At 66.4% G+C, this 18,717-nt stretch carries 21 protein-coding genes; 7 read left to right on the top strand and 14 right to left on the bottom strand.

What is annotated here, in order from left to right; all coding sequences use genetic code 11:
• Window positions 1–2: 2 nt before the first annotated feature.
• The gene (locus tag PMI15_RS10370) at window positions 3–383 is read right to left on the bottom strand and encodes a response regulator (RefSeq protein WP_007867896.1); all 381 of its coding nucleotides are present in this window, start codon (window positions 381–383) and stop codon (window positions 3–5) included.
• A gap of 412 nt (window positions 384–795) precedes the next feature.
• Between PMI15_RS10370 and PMI15_RS10365 the strand changes: the two genes are divergently transcribed.
• A complete protein-coding gene (locus tag PMI15_RS10365) occupies window positions 796–2,811 on the top strand; it encodes an AsmA family protein (protein WP_007867894.1) in 2,016 nt (671 codons plus the stop codon).
• A gap of 4 nt (window positions 2,812–2,815) precedes the next feature.
• On the opposite strand, the gene PMI15_RS10360 is transcribed toward PMI15_RS10365, so the two are convergent.
• The 3 genes from PMI15_RS10360 to gpmA form a co-directional block, all read right to left on the bottom strand.
• Window positions 2,816–3,571: a HesA/MoeB/ThiF family protein gene (locus PMI15_RS10360; protein WP_007867892.1), complete on the bottom strand. Its 756-nt coding sequence runs from the start codon at window positions 3,569–3,571 to the stop codon at window positions 2,816–2,818.
• Between the two features lie 124 nt (window positions 3,572–3,695).
• The gene (locus tag PMI15_RS10355) at window positions 3,696–5,135 is read right to left on the bottom strand and encodes a S41 family peptidase (protein ID WP_007867890.1); all 1,440 of its coding nucleotides are present in this window, start codon (window positions 5,133–5,135) and stop codon (window positions 3,696–3,698) included.
• 185 nt (window positions 5,136–5,320) lie between these two features.
• On the bottom strand, window positions 5,321–6,064 hold the full coding sequence (gene gpmA / locus PMI15_RS10350; RefSeq protein ID WP_007867888.1) for a 2,3-diphosphoglycerate-dependent phosphoglycerate mutase: 744 nt from the start codon (window positions 6,062–6,064) through the stop codon (window positions 5,321–5,323).
• Between the two features lie 124 nt (window positions 6,065–6,188).
• Between gpmA and PMI15_RS10345 the strand changes: the two genes are divergently transcribed.
• The 4 genes from PMI15_RS10345 (at window position 6,189) to PMI15_RS10330 (ending at window position 8,588) form a co-directional block, all read left to right on the top strand.
• Window positions 6,189–6,599 carry a rhodanese-like domain-containing protein gene (locus PMI15_RS10345; RefSeq protein WP_007867886.1) on the top strand — a complete coding sequence of 137 codons (411 nt, stop codon included), beginning with the start codon at window positions 6,189–6,191 and terminating at the stop codon, window positions 6,597–6,599.
• A gap of 107 nt (window positions 6,600–6,706) precedes the next feature.
• Window positions 6,707–6,970, top strand: coding sequence for a glutaredoxin 3 (gene grxC / locus PMI15_RS10340; RefSeq protein WP_007867884.1), 264 nt, complete (start codon window positions 6,707–6,709; stop codon window positions 6,968–6,970).
• A gap of 88 nt (window positions 6,971–7,058) precedes the next feature.
• A complete protein-coding gene (secB, locus tag PMI15_RS10335) occupies window positions 7,059–7,526 on the top strand; it encodes a protein-export chaperone SecB (protein ID WP_007867881.1) in 468 nt (155 codons plus the stop codon).
• Window positions 7,527–7,577: 51 nt separating this feature from the next.
• Window positions 7,578–8,588, top strand: a complete 1,011-nt coding sequence (locus PMI15_RS10330; RefSeq protein WP_007867878.1) for an NAD(P)H-dependent glycerol-3-phosphate dehydrogenase — start codon at window positions 7,578–7,580, stop codon at window positions 8,586–8,588.
• Between the two features lie 25 nt (window positions 8,589–8,613).
• On the opposite strand, the gene PMI15_RS10325 is transcribed toward PMI15_RS10330, so the two are convergent.
• From PMI15_RS10325 to panD, 10 genes are all read right to left on the bottom strand, one after another.
• On the bottom strand, window positions 8,614–8,943 hold the full coding sequence (locus PMI15_RS10325; protein ID WP_007867875.1) for a cupin domain-containing protein: 330 nt from the start codon (window positions 8,941–8,943) through the stop codon (window positions 8,614–8,616).
• 79 nt (window positions 8,944–9,022) lie between these two features.
• Entirely contained in the window at window positions 9,023–9,493 is a 471-nt protein-coding gene (locus PMI15_RS10320) for a GNAT family N-acetyltransferase (RefSeq protein ID WP_007867873.1), read from the bottom strand.
• On the bottom strand, window positions 9,490–9,948 hold the full coding sequence (locus tag PMI15_RS10315; protein WP_007867870.1) for a GNAT family N-acetyltransferase: 459 nt from the start codon (window positions 9,946–9,948) through the stop codon (window positions 9,490–9,492). Before PMI15_RS10315 ends, PMI15_RS10320 begins: the two co-directional genes overlap by 4 nt.
• Before the next feature lie 13 nt (window positions 9,949–9,961).
• Complete coding sequence (gene panC, locus PMI15_RS10310; RefSeq protein ID WP_007867866.1) at window positions 9,962–10,810, bottom strand: pantoate--beta-alanine ligase; 849 nt, start codon at window positions 10,808–10,810, stop codon at window positions 9,962–9,964.
• Window positions 10,811–10,847: 37 nt separating this feature from the next.
• A complete protein-coding gene (panB, locus tag PMI15_RS10305) occupies window positions 10,848–11,741 on the bottom strand; it encodes a 3-methyl-2-oxobutanoate hydroxymethyltransferase (RefSeq protein WP_007867865.1) in 894 nt (297 codons plus the stop codon).
• Between the two features lie 87 nt (window positions 11,742–11,828).
• On the bottom strand, window positions 11,829–12,848 hold the full coding sequence (bioB, locus tag PMI15_RS10300; protein ID WP_007867864.1) for a biotin synthase BioB: 1,020 nt from the start codon (window positions 12,846–12,848) through the stop codon (window positions 11,829–11,831).
• 56 nt (window positions 12,849–12,904) lie between these two features.
• Window positions 12,905–14,101 (bottom strand): 8-amino-7-oxononanoate synthase, encoded by a 1,197-nt coding sequence (gene bioF, locus PMI15_RS10295; RefSeq protein WP_036838401.1) that lies wholly within the window; start codon window positions 14,099–14,101, stop codon window positions 12,905–12,907.
• A gap of 2 nt (window positions 14,102–14,103) precedes the next feature.
• A complete protein-coding gene (gene bioD / locus PMI15_RS10290; RefSeq protein ID WP_007867860.1) occupies window positions 14,104–14,793 on the bottom strand; it encodes a dethiobiotin synthase in 690 nt (229 codons plus the stop codon).
• Window positions 14,786–16,120, bottom strand: coding sequence for an adenosylmethionine--8-amino-7-oxononanoate transaminase (locus tag PMI15_RS10285; RefSeq protein ID WP_036838399.1), 1,335 nt, complete (start codon window positions 16,118–16,120; stop codon window positions 14,786–14,788). Before PMI15_RS10285 ends, bioD begins: the two co-directional genes overlap by 8 nt.
• 62 nt (window positions 16,121–16,182) lie before the next feature.
• Entirely contained in the window at window positions 16,183–16,563 is a 381-nt protein-coding gene (gene panD / locus PMI15_RS10280; RefSeq protein ID WP_007867856.1) for an aspartate 1-decarboxylase, read from the bottom strand.
• Between the two features lie 163 nt (window positions 16,564–16,726).
• Here panD and nadC point away from each other — a divergent pair, with 163 nt between their 5' ends.
• Together nadC and nadA are read left to right on the top strand one after the other, a co-directional pair.
• A complete protein-coding gene (gene nadC, locus PMI15_RS10275) occupies window positions 16,727–17,596 on the top strand; it encodes a carboxylating nicotinate-nucleotide diphosphorylase (protein ID WP_007867853.1) in 870 nt (289 codons plus the stop codon).
• A gap of 2 nt (window positions 17,597–17,598) precedes the next feature.
• Entirely contained in the window at window positions 17,599–18,714 is a 1,116-nt protein-coding gene (nadA, locus tag PMI15_RS10270) for a quinolinate synthase NadA (protein ID WP_007867838.1), read from the top strand.
• Window positions 18,715–18,717 lie beyond the last annotated feature (3 nt).

Genomic DNA, 18,717 nt, shown 5'->3' with positions numbered 1-18,717 from the left:
GTTCAATCGGCGGCGGCGCTCTGCTGGATGCAATAGTCCACCAGGGCGTCGATCTCGTTGGATTTGTCGAAGACTGCGTCGACGCCGAGTTGCGTGCAGCGCTGGCGAATGTCGGCGGTGGCATAGTTGCTCAAGACCACGACTTTCTGCCGCGAAGGGCGGTCCCTGCAGGCGGCCAGCACCCCCAGGCCGCTTCCCTGTTTGAGAAACAGGTCAACAATCGCCAGGTCCCAGTCCTCGCTGTTCTCCGCCAGCCAGGCCTTGCCTTCGTTTTCGGTGTCTGCGGTTCCCACGGCATCAATGCGTGCCAACTCCTCCAGCGTCCCAATCAGATTTTCGCGAATGGTCGGATTGTCTTCTACGATGTACGTTTTCAGTCTCACTGCTCAGGTCCAGGTAGGAGGCCGCGTGGCTTTCGAAGTATTACGAAAGTCCCAAAAATGCGAATGTCTCTTGTTTCCTAATGTATCTTTAACCTGGGCCCATTCTGCCAGCGGCCAAGGCCAGCACTTGTAGGAGGCCACCTACGGCTGCGTTGCGTGTGCATCTCAGCCACACTACGCGGGCTGTAGGCACATGCTCACAGTGTGTCATGGTGCCTGCCGACTGCCCCATGCGGCGATCCGGCCGATAGTGGAATGCAGGGCTAAACGGAGCCCCGCGCCCTTGCAGGCGCAGGCATGGCACCACAACGCAGGGAGACAAACGCATGCTAGCCAGTGCTTCCAGCGCCTTCCCGGCCACTGTGCGGCGAACCTGGTGCCTTGCGCTTTCCTGATGCAGGCCTGATCCTCCATGCCACCCATGAATACCCCACAGTCCGCGCCGGTCCTCTGGCGAAGGTGGCTTGCCGCTATAGGCGCCGTGCTGCTTGCCCTGGTGCTGGTACTGGTGTTTTTCCCCTGGGATATGCTGCGCGGCCCCATCAACCGCCATGTCTCCGACCAGCTGGGCCGGCGCTTTGAAATCACCCGGCATCTGTCGGTGCACCTGGGGCGCACCGTCACGGTCAGGGCCGACGGTGTCGAGTTTGCCAATCCCGAGTGGGCCAGCAAGCCTTACCTGGTCAAGGCGGAGGCGGCCGAATTCGACATCAGGTTGCTGCCGCTGTTGGTGGGCAAGGTCGTGTTGCCGCGCATCGCGCTGACGGCGCCGGAAATAGGGCTGCAGATGGAGCCCGATGGGCGCCGGACCTGGGCGCTGGCGCGCGACACCTCCGATGAGGGCGCCATTCCGCGCATCGATGCCTTGCTGATCGACGGCGGTAGCGTGGACTACCAGGCGGCGGCGCAGGGCGCCAACATCCATGTGGATTTTTCGCTTGCACAGGAAGCTACGGGTCAGTTGCCCCTCACCTACAAGGCGACGGGCAAATGGCAAAACGAAGCCTTCAGCGCCCATGGGCGCACCGGCGGCGTGCTGCAGCTGAGCAAGGACCTTGAAGCGCCTTTTCCCATCGAGGTGAATGCGGTGGCCGGCAGGACCAGCCTGAAGGCCAAGGGCAGCATCGCCAACCTGGCGGACCTTGCGGGGGTGGATGCCAGCTTTGACCTGCAGGGCCGCAACCTCGAGGAACTCTACAAGCTGCTGGGCGTGGTGCTGCCGTCCACGCCGCCTTACAAACTGCGCGGCAAACTCGCCAGGCACGGCAAGGTCTGGGCCGCTAGCCAGATCCAGGGCCGCCTGGGCAGCTCGGACCTCAGCGGTGCGCTGAATTTCGACCAGTCCGCGCCGGTGCCCTTGCTGACCGGCAAGGTGCAGTCCAAACTGCTGGACTTCGCCGACCTGGCGCCGGTGATCGGATTGCCTGCGCCGGCGGGGCCCACCCCCGTGAAGGCGGCGACTACCCAAGCCGGGGATGAACCCGCGCCGGCGAAAAGCAGCAAACCGGATCGCGCATCGCGAAAGGTCTTGCCCGTGGCAACACTGGATGTCACCCGGCTCAAGGCCATGAACGCCGACGTGGTGTATTCGGCGGCCGACATCCGGCATGTGCAGGTGTTGCCGCTGGACAAGGGCAGCGTCCACGTCAAGCTGACAGGCGGCGCCCTGCAACTCGAGCCGATATCGATGGGCATCGCGGGGGGCACGGTGGCCGGCGCCATACGCATAGATTCCAATGTGGTGCCGGCGATTTTTGCGGCCCGGCTGGACCTGCGCGGCGTGCAGCTCAACCAGCTCTTCCCCGCGGTGGAAACCACCAAAAGCAGCCTGGGAAAAATGAGCGGCCAGCTCGACCTCAAGGGACGCGGCAATTCGCTGGCGCAAATGCTGGGCACGTCTTCGGGCGATGTGGCCGTCCTGATGGGCAAGGGCCAGATCAGCAACATCCTGCTCGAGTTCATGGGCCTGGACGGCGGCGAGATCATCAAGTTCCTGGTGCGCGGCGACCGCAATGTGCAGCTGCGCTGCGCGGCTGCCGCCTTTGAGGTCAAGCAGGGACTGATGAGCAGCAAGACCATCGTGCTCGACACCTCGGACACGGTGATCAACGGACGTGGCAACATCAGCCTGGCCGATGAAACCCTGGACCTGGTCCTGGAGCCGGCACCCAAGGACCGCAGCATCCTGAGCTTGCGCTCGCCCCTAAAAATCGGCGGCACTTTCGCGGCCCCGTCGGCAGGTCCCGACAAGGGCGCGCTGGCCGGTCGCGCCGGCATCGCGCTCGCGCTGGGTGTGGTCAATCCCTTGCTGGCACTGGCCGCCACCATAGAAACCGGGCCGGGCCAGGACGAAAACTGCGCGGCGATCCTGAAACAGGCCGCCGCCTCCAGCGCCGGGTCGCGTATTCCGGCGGCCGCCGTCAAATAAAAGATCAGCGATGAATGCCGCCGCAGACCGCGCAAGTGGTGTTGCGCGCCAGTTTCATCTCGCTCCACTCCATGCGCCTGCCTTCCAGCATCAACAGGCGCCCGGTGAGCGCCTCGCCCACGCCGCAAATCAGCTTCAGGGCTTCGGCCGCCTGTGTGCTGCCGATGATGCCGACCAGTGGTGCGAACACACCCATGGTGGCGCACAGGGCTTCTTCCATCAGCTCCGATTCGGGGAACACGCAGGCATAGCAGGGCGACTGCGCATCGCCCGCGTCGAACACCGCGACCTGGCCGTCGAAGCGGATGGCCGCGCCCGAGACCAGCGGCTTGCGATGCTTCACGCAGGCGCGGTTGATCGCGTGGCGGGTCGCGAAGTTGTCGGTGCAGTCGAGCACCAGGTCGGCTTTGGCCACCAACTCGTCCAGCAGCGCGCCCTCGGCCCGCTGCGTGACGGGCGTGACCGTGACGTCGGGGTTGATCGCCGCGATGGCCTGCCGTGCGGATTCGGCCTTGAATTCGCCGATACGGCCCAGGGTGTGGGCGACCTGCCGCTGCAGGTTGGTGGCCTCGACGCGGTCGTGGTCGGCGATGGTGATGTGGCCGACGCCGGCGCTGCCCAGGTAAAGCGCGACCGGTGAGCCCAGGCCGCCGGCCCCGACGATCAGCACATGCGCCTTCAGGAGCTTGTCCTGGCCTTCGATGCCGATATCGTCGAGCAGGATGTGCCGGGAATAGCGAAGCAGCTGGTCGTCGTTCATGGAAGGAAAGGAGTCCGCCGAAGGGAAAGGGCGGCCTCGAGGGAACAGGAGTGCGAAAAACCGGCCTGGGAAAACCGGGAAAGCCGGGAAAGGCCGGTTATCCCGGCGCTATCCCGTCACGGCCTCAGTTTTCTTTTTTCTCGTTCTTGGGTTCCACCACGGCGGTCTTGCTGACCAGCACGGGACGGCCCTTGAGCTGGTTGATCGCCTGCGCCAGCTGGAAGTCCTTGTCGCTGCCCAGTTCGGGCGGGCGGCGCTGCTCAGGTGTCTTCTTGGCTTCTTCCTCGAGGCGTTTGAGCGCTATCTCGCGGGCTTTTTCGCGGTTGGCGTCCTTGACCTCGGCGCCCTGGCCGCTGTTGAGGTGTTTTTCCAGGTCGGCTTCGCGGGTGCGCAGGGCGGCAAACGGGCTGCCTTCCGCGGTTTCGTCCACCATCACGTCGGGCACGATGCCGCGCGCCTGGATGGATTTCCCGCTGGGGGTGTAGTAGCGCGCCGTGGTGAGCTTCAGGCCCGTGTCGGGGCCCAGCGGTCGCACGGTTTGCACCGAGCCCTTGCCGAAGGTCTGCGTGCCCATGATGGTGGCACGCTTGTAGTCTTGCAGCGCGCCGGCGACGATTTCGCTGGCCGAGGCCGAGCCTTCATTGACCAGCACCACCAGCGGCACGTTCTTGAGGGCCGCGGGCAGGCGCTTGAGCGGGTCGGCACCGTTGCGGCGCTGGTAGAACTCGGGCGAGGCCTTGTAGGTGAACTTGCTTTCGGCGAGCTGGCCATTGGTCGACACCACGGTGACGTTGTCAGGCAGGAAAACGGCCGACACGGCGACGGCGGCGTCCAGCAGGCCGCCCGGGTCGTTGCGCAAATCGAGCACCAGACCCTTGAGGTTGGGTTCCTGCTTGTAGATCTGCTCGAGCTTGGTCACGAAGTCCTCGACCGTGCGCTCCTGGAACTGGCTCAGGCGTACCCAGGCGTAACCGGGTTCCACCACCTTGCTGCGAACCGACTGGGTGCGGATTTCCTCGCGCGTGATGGTGACCGGGAAGGTGCGGTTTTCGTCCTTGCGGAAGATCGTCAGCAGCACTTTGGTCTTGGGCTCGCCGCGCATCTTCTTGACGGCCTCATTGAGTGTCAGGCCCTTGACGGCGGTGTCGTCGATGCGGGTGATCAGGTCGTTGGGCTTGAGGCCGGCGCGGTCGGCGGGCGAGCCTTCGATGGGCGAAACCACCTTGACCAGGCCGTCTTCCTGGCTGATTTCGATGCCGACGCCGACAAAGCGGCCCGTCGTGCCTTCGCGGAATTCCTTGTAGGACTTCTTGTCGAAATAGACCGAGTGCGGGTCCAGGCTGGCCACCATGCCGGAGATGGCGTCGGTGATGAGCTTTTTCTCGTCCACCGGCTCGACGTAATCGGTCTTGACCATGCCGAAAACCGCGGCCAGCTGCTGCAGCTCCTCGAGTGGCAGGGGGGCGATGCCCGCGCGGGCCACCGCCTGCAGCTGTACCGTGGTGAGAGCCCCCGCCACGGCGCCGATTGAAATCCAGCCTGCTATCTTGAGCTTTTGACCCATAAAAAATACCTTCGTAAGCCGTTGGGAAACCCTTGTTCCCCCCGTGGGAAGCAATATACACCTTGGAGAAAGGCCGGGGCCTCCAGTTCCACCCTAGCCAAGGCGCGGGGCGAAAAAAGAAGCGAAACAGGCGGCTATTTACAGGACTTTTACAAAATCCGGACGGCTAAGCCCTTGTGGGAGAGTCAGGCTTTTCCCTGGGCGCCCACTGCGGCGGCGGCTTTGGCCGCGGCCTCGCTGTCGCCCAGGTAGTAGTGGCGCAGGGGTTTGAGGTTGGCGTCCAGCTCATAAACCAGCGGAATGCCGTTGGGAATGTTGAGCCCCACGATGTCGCTGTCGGAGATGTTGTCCAGGTATTTCACCAGCGCGCGTATGGAATTGCCGTGCGCCGCGACCACGATGCGCTTGCCGGCCTTGATGGCGGGCGCCATGGATTCGTTCCAGAAGGGCAGCACGCGCTCCACGGTGTCCTTGAGGCACTCGGTCAGCGGCACCTGGCCGGGCTGCAGTTTGGCGTAGCGCGGGTCATCGCGTTCGCTGCGCGGGTCGTTCGCCTCCAACGGTGGCGGTGGGGTGTCGTAGCTGCGGCGCCAGACCAGCACCTGCTCGTCGCCGAATTTTTTCGCGGTTTCGGCCTTGTTCAGCCCCTGCAGGGCGCCATAGTGCCGCTCGTTGAGGCGCCAGCTGTGCACCACGGGCAGCCAGGTGCGGTCCATCTCGTCCAGCGTGTGCCACAGCGTGCGGGTCGCCCGCTTGAGCACGCTGGTGTAGGCCAGGTCGAATTCGTAGCCCTCGCTTTTGAGCAGCCTGCCGGCGTTTTTGGCCTGTTCAATGCCGGTTTCCGTGAGGTCCACGTCGGTCCAGCCGGTGAAGCGGTTTTCAAGGTTCCAGGTCGATTCGCCGTGGCGTATGAGCACGAGTTTGTACATGGTCGGAAGGGTGGAGAGTGGAAAAAAGGGGGAAATAAAGGGAATTCGGAGGCTGCCCGGCGGGGCGGTTTCTCCCTCCATTCTAAAATCACGGGTTAGCTGAAAAATACACAAAGGGTTTACCGTGAAATTTCTGATCGATAACTGGATGCTGATTTCGATAGCACTCGCCTCGGGCGGCATGCTGGTTTGGCCCATGATTTCCAGCGGCCTGAATGCCGGCGCACTGACCGCCAGCGGCGCGGTGCAGCTGATCAACCGCGAAAAGGCGGTGGTCGTGGATGTCAGCGAAGCCGATGAATTCGCCGCCGGCCACGTCACGGGCGCCAAAAACGTGCCTTTCAGCGAACTGGAAGAGAAATTGCCCCTGACGGTCAAGAACAAGGGCCTGCCCCTGATCCTGGTGTGCGCCACCGGTGCGCGCGCCGGCCGTGCCGTCGCCGTGGCCAAAAAGCTCGGTTACGAGCAAGCCCAATCGCTGGGCGGCGGGCTTAAAGCCTGGAAAGAGGCTAACCTTCCTCTGGAAAAGGCCTGAACAAGGCTGGGCCGGGCAAAGCAGGCATGAAACCTGCCTCACCCGGCAAGTCCTGATTCATCCACTTTTCCCGCGCCGCGCCCATGCCGGCGCGATCCGGAGACACCATGCAAACCGTCAAGATCTACACCACCGGCACCTGCCCTTACTGCATCCAGGCCAAACAGCTGCTCAAACAGCGCGGCGTCACCGAACTCGATGAAATCCGCGTCGACATGGTGCCCGGCGAACGCCAGAAGATGATGGACATCACCGGCCGGCGCACGGTGCCGCAGATCTTCATCGGCGAGACCCATGTGGGCGGCTGTGACGACCTGATGGCGCTCGATGGCCGCGGCGGCCTGATGCCTCTCCTGAATAATCCAGCCTGAATTTTTGAGGCAGGAATGCCTGAGATAATGCGCGCTGGCCGCCGGCCTGCCGGCGCATCGATTCCCTCCCAGCACCCGAAAGAACACCATGGCTGAAGCCAATCTTGACCCCGTATTCCAGATCCAGCGCGTTTACCTCAAGGACGTGTCGCTGGAGCAGCCCAATTCGCCCGAAATCCTGCTGAACCAGGAGCAGCCCAGCGTGGACATCCAGCTGGGCGTGGGCGCCACGCCCATCGCCGAAGGCCTGTTCGAAGTCGCCGTCACGGCCACCGTGCAGACCAAGATTGCCGACAAGACGGTGTTCCTGGTGGAGGCCAAACAGGCCGGCATCTTTGAAATCCGCAACGTGCCGCCCGAGCAACTGGGCGCCATCCTGGGCATCGCCTGCCCGCAAATCGTCTACCCCTACCTGCGCGGCAACGTGGCCGACGTGATCCAGCGCGGCGGTTTCCCGCCCGTGCACATGGCCGAAATCAACTTCCAGGCCATGTACGAGCAGCAGCAGGCCGAAGCCGCGGCGGCTGCTCCGGCTCCGTCCCAGATCATCGTCTGAGGGCCCGCCGGGATGCTCCCGGCCGCCTCATGATGTCCGCGTGACACCCTCATGAAAATACTGGTCATAGGCGCGGGTGCCTGGGGTACGGCGCTGGCCGTCAGCAGCGCCTCGCGCCACCAGGTCACCCTGTGGGCGCGCGATGCCGCCCAGCTGGCCGGCCTGCGGTCCGAGCGCGTCAATGCCCGCTACCTGCCCGGCATCACCCTGCCCGCCGCCCTGGCGCTGCAAGGTGGCGACGCGCCGCTGGCCCAGGCCCTGGCCGGGCAAGACCTCATCATCCTCGCGACGCCGGTGTCGGCGGCCCGCGGCATGCTGCACAGCCTGCGGGATGCCGGTGCGCCCGTGGCCTGGCTCAGCAAGGGCTTTGAGGCCCCGGTGGACGCCGCTGCATCGCCTTTCGGCTTGATGGTCCACGAAATTCGCGCGCAGGCCGCTCCCGGCTTGAGGGCCGGCGTGCTCAGCGGCCCCAGCTTTGCGCTCGAAGTCGCGCGCGGCCAGCCGACGGCACTGGTCGCGGCCAGCGAACATGCCGAGGTGCGAGACGCGCTGGTCGCCGCTTTCCACGGCGCCACACTGCGCGTGTACGCCAATGACGACGTCGTGGGCGTGGAGGTGGGCGGCGCCGTCAAGAACGTGCTGGCCATCGCCACGGGCCTGTGCGACGGCCTGCAACTGGGCCTCAATGCCCGCGCCGCGCTGATCACGCGCGGCCTGGCCGAGATGACGCGCCTGGGCGTGGCCCTGGGCGCCCGCGCCGAAACCTTCACCGGCCTGTCGGGCCTGGGCGACCTGGTGCTCACGGCCACCGGCGACCTGAGCCGCAACCGCAAGGTCGGCCTGCTGCTGGCCGAGGGCAAAACGCTTGCGCAGGCGGTGGCTTCGCTGGGCCATGTCGCCGAAGGCGTGTACTGCGCCCGCACCGTGGTGCAGCGCGCCGCCGGCCTGGGCGTGGAGATGCCGATTGCCCAAAGCGTTGTCGCCTTGCTGGACGGCAAGCTCCAGCCCGCCGAGGCGGTGGCGATGCTGATGGGCCGCGGGCCTACGGCCGAGCTGGCCTGAATCTCCCCTTCACGCCAAGGCGTGGCTACTTGCGCAGGTGCAGCGTCACCAGCAGCGATGCATCCCGCACCGCCGTCAGGCCGTGCGGCACGCCGCCGGCCAGCCAGAGCAACTGGCCGGCTTTCATGGGCTGGGTCAGGCCGTTCGCGGTGAACGCCACTTCGCCTTCGAGGCATTGCACGGTGATCTCTCCCTTGACCTGGTGCGAGGGCACGGTCTTGCCGGCCGGCACGATCAGGCGCATGACCTCCAGCTCCTCGCTTTTGAACAGTGCGACGGTGCGACCCTCGGAGAGCTTGCCCGCCAGCGGCTGGACGTCAACGAGCTGCCCGGATGCGGCGTGGGGAATGGCCATGGCGGAACTCCTGGGAACGTGGGGGCTATGGAACTTTATACCCCAAGGCGGGTGTTGCCCGTCAGCGCGTTTGACCTGATCAGGCCGGCAAAATCGTCCCGGGAACCGCCTTGTTGTAGTACAGGAAGACCTCGTCGCGCACCCAACCCAAGGATTCATACAAGGCCTGCGCCTTGTGGTTGCTCCTGGCGGTGCTGAGGTCCAGCCGCGCGAAGCCGTTTTGCTGCGCGTGCGCGTGGGCCGCCTGCATCAACGCGCGGCCGGCGCCGGTCTTGCGGGCATCGGGCGCCACAAAGAGGTCGTACAGCGTGTAGATCGGCTGGGCGATCACCGAGCAGAAGCTGGGGTAGAGCTGGCAGAAACCCACAATGGATTTTTCAACCTGCGCGACCAGGATGACCGATTCCTGCCTGCGCATGCGCTCGCCGATGAACTGCAGCGCCAGCGTGGCATCGGCGGGTTGTTCGTAAAACTGCCGGTAAGCGTCGAACAGTGCGGCCACCGCCGCCAGGTCGGGCTCGGCGGCGAGGCGTATGGACACCGCGCTCATGCGAGCTGCTTTTCCATGAAGACGCTCAAGGGGTCGGGCGCATACCCGCCAAACGGTTCCCGCGCGACATAACCGAGCTTCTCATAGAGGCCCAACGCCTCGGGCTGGTGAATGCCGGTCTCCAGCCGGGCCAGGCTCACGCCGCCAGCCGTGAGGTGCGCCTCCAGCGTTTGCATGATGGCCTTGGACAGCCCCTTGCCGCGGTGCGCATCCAGCACAAAGACGCGCTTGATTTCACCGTAGATCCCGTCGTCGTCCAGCGTCTTGACCGCGCCGCAGCCCACCAGCGCGCCGTCGACGTGGGCGCCCACAAACAGCACGTGGGGCTGGCGCAGCGCCTCTGCGCTTTCCAGGTGGTTGCTTTCAGCCGGGTAGAGCGCCGCCATATAGGCGTCGGACTGCGCGAGCAGCGATTGCGCTTCGGGGGACAGCGGGTCGATGGGGACGATGTGCATGTAGCGTTGCAGCCTAGATTTCCAGGTTGTCGATCAGCCGCGTGCTGCCCAGCTTGGCCGCACCCAGCACCACCAGCGGCTCGCCGGCCAGCGGGCCCTGCGGCGCCAGCAGGTCGGCGCGGCGGCGCACGGTGAGGTAGTCGGGTTTCCAGCCGCGGCGCGCCAGCGCCTGCATGGCCTGGGCTTCCAGCGTGGGCAGGTCGGGCGTGTCGCCGGCGCGGGCAGCTTCGCCCAGCGCGCGTATGGCTTTGGAAAGCTCCACGGCCTCGGCGCGTTCGGCGGCGCTCAGGTAGCCGTTGCGCGAGGACAGCGCCAGGCCGTCTTCGGCGCGCTGGGTCTCGCCGGCCAGGATCTCGATGGGCAGCGCGAACTGCTGCACCATGCGGCGCACCACCATGACCTGCTGGTAGTCCTTCTTGCCGAAAGCTGCCACGCCCGTGGGCATGCCGGCGAACACGCAGGAAAACAGCTTGAGCACCACGGTGCTCACGCCGATGAAAAAACCGGGCCGGAAGTGGCCTTCGAGGATGTCGCTCAAGTCCGTGGCCGGGTGCACCTTGTAGGTCTGCGGCTCGGGATACAGGTGCTTTTCGAGCGGGGCGAACAGCACGTTGCAGCCGGCGGCCTTCAGGCGTTCGGCATCGGCGTCCAGGGTGCGCGGGTAGCTGTCGAAATCCTCATGCGGGGCGAACTGCAGGCGGTTCACGAAGATGCTGGAGACGCTCACGTCGCCCAATGGCTTGGCCTGCTTGACGAGCGCGATGTGGCCGTCGTGCAGGTTGCCCATGGTGGGCACAAAGGCCGGGCGCTTGTAGGGGCTCAGCGCCTCGCGCAGTTCGGGGATGGTGTGGACGATCTGCATCATGTCTCCAGAAAGGGGTGGCGCAAGGGAGCGCGGCTCACCACGCGTGGGTGGCGTTGACCGGAAAGCTGCCGTCCTTGACGGCGCGCACATAGGCTTCCATGGCGCCTCGCACACTGGCGGTCTTGTTGTCCGGGCCTTCCATGAAGTTGCGCACGAACTTCGGCATCTTGCCCAGGTTCATGCCCAGCATGTCGTGCAGCACCAGCACCTGGCCGGCCGTGCCGCTGCCCGCGCCTATGCCTATGGTGGCGCAGTGGGTCAGTTCTTTCGTCAGTTCGGCCGACAGGGCCGCGGGCACCATCTCCAGCACCATCATGGCGGCGCCGGCGTCCTGCAGCTCGTGGGCCTGTTGCTTGAGCGTGGCGGCGGCTTCCTCGCCTTTGCCCTGCACGCGGTAGCCGCCCAGCGCATGCACGGTCTGCGGCGTCAGGCCCAGGTGGGCGCAGACGGGAATGCCGCGCTCGACCAGGAAGCGCACGGTCTCGGCCGTCCAGCCACCGCCTTCAAGCTTGACCATATGGGCGCCGGCCTGCATCAGCACCACGGCGCTGCGCAGTGCCTGCTCTTTCGATTCGTGGTAGCTGCCGAAGGGCAGGTCGCCTATCAGCCAGGCCGTGGCCTGCGAACGGCGCAGGCCGTTGGCCACGCACTCGGTGTGGTGGCGCATGGTTTCCAGCGTCACGCCGACGGTGCTGGTCAGGCCCTGGCAGACCATGCCCAGCGAGTCGCCCACCAGGATGCATTCCACGCCCGCCGCATCGGCCACGGCCGCGAAGGTAGCGTCGTAGGCGGTCAGCATGGTGATTTTTTCGCCGTGCGCCTGCATTTCGCGCAGGCGCGGCAAGCTCAGCGGCTTGCGCGCCGACGGCGTGGACGAGGGCGGCAGCGTGCCGTAAGGCGTGGCGGAGGTATTGGCAGGAGATGTCATGGGCGCATCCGGAATTTAGCGAGAGTCTAACCAGCTTCACCGTGCTTTTTTAGCCGCGGTTTAGAGAGCCCAGACAAGCTGTGCGTGTTAGCGCGTTTCAGGCGCCGAGCGGCTCATGCCCAGGCGTTCGAGCAGCTTGACGTCGGCCTCGGTGTCAGGGTTGCCGGTGGTCAGCAGCTTGTCGCCGTAAAAAATCGAATTGGCGCCTGCCAGGAAGCACAGGGCCTGCACGCCGTCGCCCATCTGCTGGCGACCGGCCGACAGGCGCACGCGCGCGGTCGGCATGGTGATGCGCGCCACGGCAATCGTGCGCACGAACTCAAACGGGTCCAGGTCGGCCTGGTTCGCCAGCGGCGTGCCCTCGACCTTCACCAGGTTGTTGATGGGCACCGATTCGGGATAGGGCGTGAGGTTGGCGAGCTCGGCCACCAGGCCGGCGCGCTGGCGGCGCGTCTCGCCCATGCCGACGATGCCGCCGCAGCAGACCTTGACGCCTGCGCTGCGCACGCGCGCCAGCGTGTCCAGGCGGTCCTGGTAGTCGCGCGTGGTGATGATGTCGCCGTAAAAATCGGGGGCGCTGTCGAGGTTGTGGTTGTAGTAGTCCAGGCCTGCGCTTTGCAGGGTCTGCGCATGGCCGTCTTCCAGCATGCCCAGGGTGGCGCAGGCTTCGAGGCCCAGGCCCTTGACGGTGCGGATCAGTTCGGCCACTTTTTCAATGTCGCGGTCCTTGGGCGCGCGCCAGGCTGCGCCCATGCAAAAACGCGTGGCGCCCGCGGCCTTGGCACGCTGGGCTGCGGCCAGAACTTCGGCTGGCTCCATCAGCTTGCTGGCTTCCACGCCGGTGTCGTAGCGCGCGGCTTGCGGGCAGTAGCCGCAGTCTTCGGCGCAGCCGCCGGTCTTGACCGATAGCAGGGTGGCGAACTCGACACGCGTGGGATCGAAGTTTTCGCGGTGCACGGTTTGCGCGCGGTGCATCAACTCGGGGAAGGGCAGGTTGAACAGCGCCTCGATGGCGTCCACGCTCCAGCGCTGGTCGCCGGCGGGGGCCGGCTCAGCCTTGGGCCGGGGGCGGTGCAAGGTAACGGTTTGTTCTGCAACGTGGGACATGGTTCTTCCTTCCAGGGGATGGGTTTTGGAGTCTAGCTGAAGAGATTTCTTGATGATTAAACGGCCTGCCTTGCCAGCGCGCCCAGGGCCTCAACCAGCTGGTCGACGTCGGCTTCGCTGTGCGCGGCCGACAGCGCGATGCGCAGTCTCGCCGTGCCTTCGGGCACGGTGGGCGGGCGTATTGCCGGCACCCAGATGCCGCGCGCGCGCAGGCCTTCCATGACGGCCAGCGCCTGGTCGTTGGCGCCTATCAAAAGCGGCTGGATGGCGGTCTGCGAGTCCGACAACTGCCAGCCGCTGCCTTCAAGACCTGCTGCAAGGCCGCCGCGCAGGCGCGAGATAAGGCGCTGCAGGTGCGCACGCCGCCACTCGTCCTGCTCAATGACCATCAGGCTGGCGCGCAGCGCACCGGCCAGCAGCGCAGGCGCGGCGGTGGCAAAAATATAGCTGCGGGTTTTTTGCAGCAGCCATTCGACCAGCGCCTCGTCGCCCGCCACAAAGGCGCCGGCGACGCCGGCGGCCTTGCCCAGCGTGGCCATGTAGAGGACGCGGCGCGAGGCTTGCGCGCCGTGCAGGCCGGCCGCGGCCAGGCTGCCGCGGCCCTGCGGGCCCAGCACGCCAAAGCCGTGGGCGTCGTCCAGCAGCAGCAGGGCGTCGTGGCGCTCGCACAGCGCCAGCAGCGCGGGGATGTCGGCGCTGTCGCCGTCCATGCTGAAGACGGCGTCGCTGATCACCAGCTTGCGCGGCGCCTCGCTGCGCGCGAGTTCGTTTTCCAGCGCGCCCAGGTCGGCATGGGCGTAGCGGTGTATCTGCGCGCGTGACAGCCTCGCGCCGTCGATCAGGCAGGCGTGGTTGAGCGCATCCGAAAAAATCGCGTCGCCGGCGCCCACCAGCGCCGGCACGATGCCGATGTTGGTGGCATAACCCGCATAAAAATACAGCGCGCGCGGCAGGCCCACAAAGGCCGCGAGCTCACGCTCCAGCGCCGCGTTGGCCTCGCTGTGGCCGCTGACCAGCGGCGAGGCGCCTGCTCCCACGCCGTAGGCTTCGGCGCCTTCGCAGGCGGCCTGCACCAGGGCCGGGTGCGTGGCCAGGCCCAGGTAGTCGTTGCTGCAAAAGGCCAGCATGCTGCGGCCGTCCACCGTCAGGCGCGCGCCGCTTTCGGGCCGCACCGCGCGGCGCTGGCGGCGCAGGTGCGCGCCGTCCAGTTCGGCCAGGCGGGCCGGAAATTCGTCGAGCCAGGAAGCGGTCATTGTCATTGCCATGCGGGGGGGAGCTCAAAGTGGATGGCGCGCGGGTCGGGCGCGGCCTGGTGTTGGAGGGTGGCCAGCAGCGGCGCCTGCAGTTTTTTCCGTAGGAAGGCGATGTTGTCCTCTTGCGCCAGCATGGCGGCATCGACGTGGTTGGCCACCCAGCCCACCAGTGTGAGGCCGCGCGCGCGTATCGCCTCGGCGCTGAGCAGCGCATGGTTGAGGCAACCCAGGCGCAGGCCTACCACCAGCAGCACCGGCAGGCCCAGGGCCTGGGCCAGGTCGGCGCCGGTTTCGCTGTTTGACAGCGGCACCAGGAAGCCGCCCGCGCCTTCCACCACCACGGCGTCGGCCAATTGGGCGAGTTGGCGCTGGCAGGCCACTAAATGGGCGATGTCAATCTGTGTGCCGGCGCGGGCTGCGGCGATGTGTGGCGACACCGGGTCGGGCAGCAGCACCGGGTTGTCGAGTTCGGGCGGCACGCGGTAATTGGAGGCGGCGCGCAGCGCGAGTACGTCTTCATTGACCTCTTCGCCATTGACCTGGACCGTGCCCGCCGCCACCGGCTTCATGCCGACGACGCGCACATGGTGGCGGGCCAGCGCGTGCAGCAGTCCGGCGCTGGCCAGGGTCTTGCCCACGCCGGTGTCGGTGCCGGTCACAAACAGTGAGAGCTTGCGTGTGGCCTCAGCCATGGGCGCCGCCTTCCTCGGCCAGCGTGGCCTCCAGCGCCGCCAGCGCGCCGCGCGCCAGGTGCTGGGCGGCCTGTGCATCCATCACATAAGGCGGCATGGCGTAAATCGTCTGGCCTATGGGGCGCAGCAGCACGCCGTTGGCCATGGCGTGCTGCGTGTAGCGGCGCGCGAAATGGGGAAGGCTGCCGGGCACCACGTCCCAGGCCCAGATCATGCCCAGACGGCGCGCGTGCCGCACGGCGCGGTGCTGCGTGAGCGGCGCGAAGGCCGCATCCAGCACCCGGGCTGTTTCGGCATTGCGCGCAAGGGCATCGGTTTGCTCAAACAGCTCCAGCGTGGCCAGCGCCGCGCGGCAGGCCAGCGGGTTGCCGGTGTAGGAATGCGAATGCAAAAATCCGCGCGCCACCTCGTCGTCATAGAAGGCTTCATAGACCGCGTCGGTGGTCAGCACGGCCGACAGCGGCAGCGTGCCGCCGGTCAGCCCTTTGGACAGGCAGATGAAGTCCGGCCGTATGCCGGCCTGCTGGTGGGCGAACATCGTGCCGGCGCGGCCGAAGCCGGTGGCGATTTCGTCGGCGATCAAATGCACTTCGTAGCGGTCGCACAGCGCGCGGGCTTCCTGCAGGTAGGCCGCGTCGTGCATGGCCATGCCGGCGGCGCACTGCACCAGGGGCTCGACGATGAGCGCGGCGGTCTGCGCATGGTGCTGTTCCAGCCAGGCCTGCAGGCCCCCGGCGGCGCGGCGTGCCGTGTCCGCCGGGCTTTCACCGGCCAGGGCGCCGCGCGCGTCGGGGCTGGGCACCGTGGCAGCCAGCCGCACCAGCGGCGCATAGGCTTCACGAAAGAGTGCGATGTCGGTCACCGCCAGTGCGCCAACGGTTTCGCCGTGGTAGCCGCCGGCCAGGCCTATGAAGCGGCTTTTTTCAGGCCGGCCGCTGTTGCGCCAGTAATGCGCGCTCATCTTGAGCGCGATCTCGGTGGCGCTGGCGCCGTCGCTGCCGTAAAAGGCATGGCCCAGGCCGGTCAGCGCGCCCAGGCGCTCGGAGAGTTCCACGACGGGCTGGTGCGTGAAGCCGGCCAGCATGACGTGGTCCAGCGTATCGAGCTGGTCCCGTAGCGCCGCCTTGATGTGGGGATGGCCGTGGCCGAAGAGGTTGACCCACCAGGAGCTGACGCCGTCCAGGTAGCGCTTGCCTTCAAAGTCGTAAAGCCACACGCCTTCGGCGCGCGCGATGGGCACGGGCGGCTGGGCTTCGTGCAGCTTCATCTGCGTGCAGGGGTGCCACACATGGCGCAGGCTGCGCCGGATCATCGCTGCGTTGTCCATGGGGCCTTGTGTGAAGGAAAAGGAGAAAAGACCGGGCCCCGCGCTGCGCGGGGCCGGAGGGCTCAGGGCTGCTGCACCGGGATGGTGGAGCGCTCTTCCTTGATGCGGTTGTCGGGGTTCACAAACACCAGCTTGGGGCTGAAGCCCGCGACGTGCTCTTCATGCACCTGCGCGAAGGCGGCGATGATGACCAGGTCGCCCACGGCGGCGCGCCGCGCGGCCGAGCCGTTGACCGAGATGATGCGGCTGCCGCGTTCGGCGCGTATCGCATAGGTGATGAAGCGCTCGCCGTTGTTGATGTTCCAGATGTGCACCTGCTCGTTCTCGGCCAGGTTGGCGGCGTCCAGCAGGTCTTCGTCGATGGCGCAGGAGCCCTCGTAGTTGAGTTCGCAATGCGTCACCGCCGCGCGGTGGATTTTCGATTTGAGCAGTGTTCTGAACATGGTGGTGGGCGTGGATGAAAATAGGGGCAAGGGGAGCGCCATTGTGAGTGGGCGCTTCGCGGCGTTCAGGCATCTGGCCGGTCGCTGTAACATTCGCGACAGTTTTACGCTCTATTTAATAGTTTAGTGCACGGTATGGTGCCCATCCTTTCTTAGATTGCTCATGAAAAAGTCATTTGATTTCTCCGCTGAGGCCCTGGCCGCCCTGGCCCAGGCCGACGCGGCGCGCGCGCTTGCCGAAGACATTGGCGCCGGCGACCTGACGGCCGGCCTGATCGATGCGGCCCGCCGGGCGCGGGCGCAGGTGCTGGCACGCGAAAGCGCCATCGTCTGCGGCAGCGCCTGGGTGGAGGCCACGGTGCGGCAGCTCGACCCGCAGGCCCAGCTGCTCTGGCATGTGAAGGACGGCGAGCGCTGCGAAGCCGGCCAGGTGGTGTTCGAGGTGCGCGGACTGGCCCGGGCCCTGCTGTCGGCCGAACGCACGGCGCTCAATTTTCTGCAGCTGCTCAGCGCCGTGGCGACCAAGACGGCGGTCTACGTCGACATCGTGAAGGGCACGCCCGCACGCATCGTGGACACGCGCAAGACCCTGCCCGGCCTGCGGCTCGCGCAGAAATACGCCGTGGTGACGGGCGGCGGCACCAACCACCGGGTCGGTTTGTACGACGCGGTGCTGATCAAGGAAAACCACATCGCGGCGGCCGGCGGCATCGCGCAGGTGCTGGCGCGCGCGGCCGAGGTCGCCGCGCAGGCCGATTTTGTGCAGATTGAAGTCGAGAACCTGGGCGAGCTGGCCCAGGCCCTGGATGCCGGCGCGCGCATGATCCTGCTGGACAACATGAGCCTGCCCGAGCTGAAAGAGGCCGTTCGCATCAACGCCGGGCGCGCCGTGCTGGAGATTTCCGGCGGCGTGACCCTGGACGGCCTGCGCACCCTGGCCGAAACCGGCGTGGACCGCATCTCCATAGGAACGCTCACCAAGGACGTGCGGGCGATTGATTTTTCCATGCGCTTTGACGCGCAGGCGGTGTGAACATGCAAACAGCCGTGCCGATTCGCGTCGATTACGAGCAGCCCGGGGCGGCCGGCGCCTGCAGCACGCACCAGGCCTGGGCCCGGGTGCCGGCCGAACCCACGCAGGCCGAGCGCGCGGCGCTCAAAACCCGCATCCGCGAACTGCTCAAGGCGCGCAACGCCGTCATGGTGTCGCACTATTACGTGCATCCCGACCTGCAGGACCTGGCCGAAGAAACCGGGGGCCTGGTGTCGGACTCGCTGGAGATGGCGCGCTTCGGCCGCGACCATGCGGCGCAGACCCTGGTGGTGTCCGGTGTGCGCTTCATGGGCGAGACGGCAAAAATCCTGTCGCCCGAAAAGCGCGTGCTCATGCCCGACCTGGATGCGACCTGCTCGCTGGACCTGGGCTGCCCGGCCGCTGAATTCAGCGCCTTCTGTGATGCCCACCCGGACCGCACGGTCGTGGTCTACGCCAACACCAGCGCGGCCGTGAAGGCGCGCGCCGACTGGCTGGTGACCTCGAGCTGCGCGCTCGACATCGTGCGTGCGCTCAAGGAGCGCGGCCAGAAAATCCTCTGGGCGCCCGACCGCCACCTGGGCGGCTACATCCAGCGCGAGACCGGCGCCGACATGGTCTTCTGGAACGGCGCCTGCATCGTGCACGACGAGTTCAAGGCCTTTGAGCTGCAGGCCCTGAAGGCCGAACACCCCGGCGCGCGCGTGCTGGTGCACCCCGAGTCGCCCGCCGACGTGGTCGCCCTGGCCGATGCCGTGGGCTCCACCTCCGGCATCCTGAAAGCGGCGCGCGAGATGGATGCCAAAAAATTTATCGTTGCCACCGACAACGGCATGATGCACAAGCTGCGCACGCTGAACCCGGGCAAGGTGTTTATCGAAGCGCCTACCGCCGGCAACAGCGCCACCTGCAAGAGCTGCGCGCACTGCCCCTGGATGGCCATGAACGGCCTGGCCGGGCTGGCACAGGTGCTGGAGACCGGCGCCAATGAAATTTCGGTCGATGCGGCACTGGGCCAACGCGCCCGTTTGCCCATAGACCGCATGCTGGCCTTCACCGAGGCCTTGAAGGCAGGGCGGCCGGTCGCGGGGCTGGTGCCGAACATAGGCGCTGCCTGATGG

It is taken from the genome of Polaromonas sp. CF318, from assembly GCF_000282655.1.
In the GTDB taxonomy this organism is placed as follows: Bacteria; Pseudomonadota; Gammaproteobacteria; order Burkholderiales; family Burkholderiaceae_C; genus Polaromonas.
The sequence above is the reverse complement of the archived record's forward strand: the minus strand, read 5'-3'. Positions and strand labels throughout refer to the sequence as shown.

Excerpts from the sequence above, each read along its gene's own strand:
- PMI15_RS10365 (WP_007867894.1), top strand. The coding sequence starts at position 796 with ATGCCACCCATGAATACCCCACAGTCCGCGCCGGTCCTCTGGCGAAGG.
- PMI15_RS10360 (WP_007867892.1), bottom strand. The coding sequence starts at position 3,571 with ATGAACGACGACCAGCTGCTTCGCTATTCCCGGCACATCCTGCTCGAC.
- PMI15_RS10355 (WP_007867890.1), bottom strand. The coding sequence starts at position 5,135 with ATGGGTCAAAAGCTCAAGATAGCAGGCTGGATTTCAATCGGCGCCGTG.
- gpmA (WP_007867888.1), bottom strand. The coding sequence starts at position 6,064 with ATGTACAAACTCGTGCTCATACGCCACGGCGAATCGACCTGGAACCTT.
- grxC (WP_007867884.1), top strand. The coding sequence starts at position 6,707 with ATGCAAACCGTCAAGATCTACACCACCGGCACCTGCCCTTACTGCATC.
- secB (WP_007867881.1), top strand. The coding sequence starts at position 7,059 with ATGGCTGAAGCCAATCTTGACCCCGTATTCCAGATCCAGCGCGTTTAC.
- PMI15_RS10330 (WP_007867878.1), top strand. The coding sequence starts at position 7,578 with ATGAAAATACTGGTCATAGGCGCGGGTGCCTGGGGTACGGCGCTGGCC.
- PMI15_RS10325 (WP_007867875.1), bottom strand. The coding sequence starts at position 8,943 with ATGGCCATTCCCCACGCCGCATCCGGGCAGCTCGTTGACGTCCAGCCG.
- PMI15_RS10320 (WP_007867873.1), bottom strand. The coding sequence starts at position 9,493 with ATGAGCGCGGTGTCCATACGCCTCGCCGCCGAGCCCGACCTGGCGGCG.
- PMI15_RS10315 (WP_007867870.1), bottom strand. The coding sequence starts at position 9,948 with ATGCACATCGTCCCCATCGACCCGCTGTCCCCCGAAGCGCAATCGCTG.
- panC (WP_007867866.1), bottom strand. The coding sequence starts at position 10,810 with ATGCAGATCGTCCACACCATCCCCGAACTGCGCGAGGCGCTGAGCCCC.
- panB (WP_007867865.1), bottom strand. The coding sequence starts at position 11,741 with ATGACATCTCCTGCCAATACCTCCGCCACGCCTTACGGCACGCTGCCG.
- bioB (WP_007867864.1), bottom strand. The coding sequence starts at position 12,848 with ATGTCCCACGTTGCAGAACAAACCGTTACCTTGCACCGCCCCCGGCCC.
- bioF (WP_036838401.1), bottom strand. The coding sequence starts at position 14,101 with ATGACCGCTTCCTGGCTCGACGAATTTCCGGCCCGCCTGGCCGAACTG.
- bioD (WP_007867860.1), bottom strand. The coding sequence starts at position 14,793 with ATGGCTGAGGCCACACGCAAGCTCTCACTGTTTGTGACCGGCACCGAC.
- PMI15_RS10285 (WP_036838399.1), bottom strand. The coding sequence starts at position 16,120 with ATGGACAACGCAGCGATGATCCGGCGCAGCCTGCGCCATGTGTGGCAC.
- panD (WP_007867856.1), bottom strand. The coding sequence starts at position 16,563 with ATGTTCAGAACACTGCTCAAATCGAAAATCCACCGCGCGGCGGTGACG.
- nadC (WP_007867853.1), top strand. The coding sequence starts at position 16,727 with ATGAAAAAGTCATTTGATTTCTCCGCTGAGGCCCTGGCCGCCCTGGCC.
- nadA (WP_007867838.1), top strand. The coding sequence starts at position 17,599 with ATGCAAACAGCCGTGCCGATTCGCGTCGATTACGAGCAGCCCGGGGCG.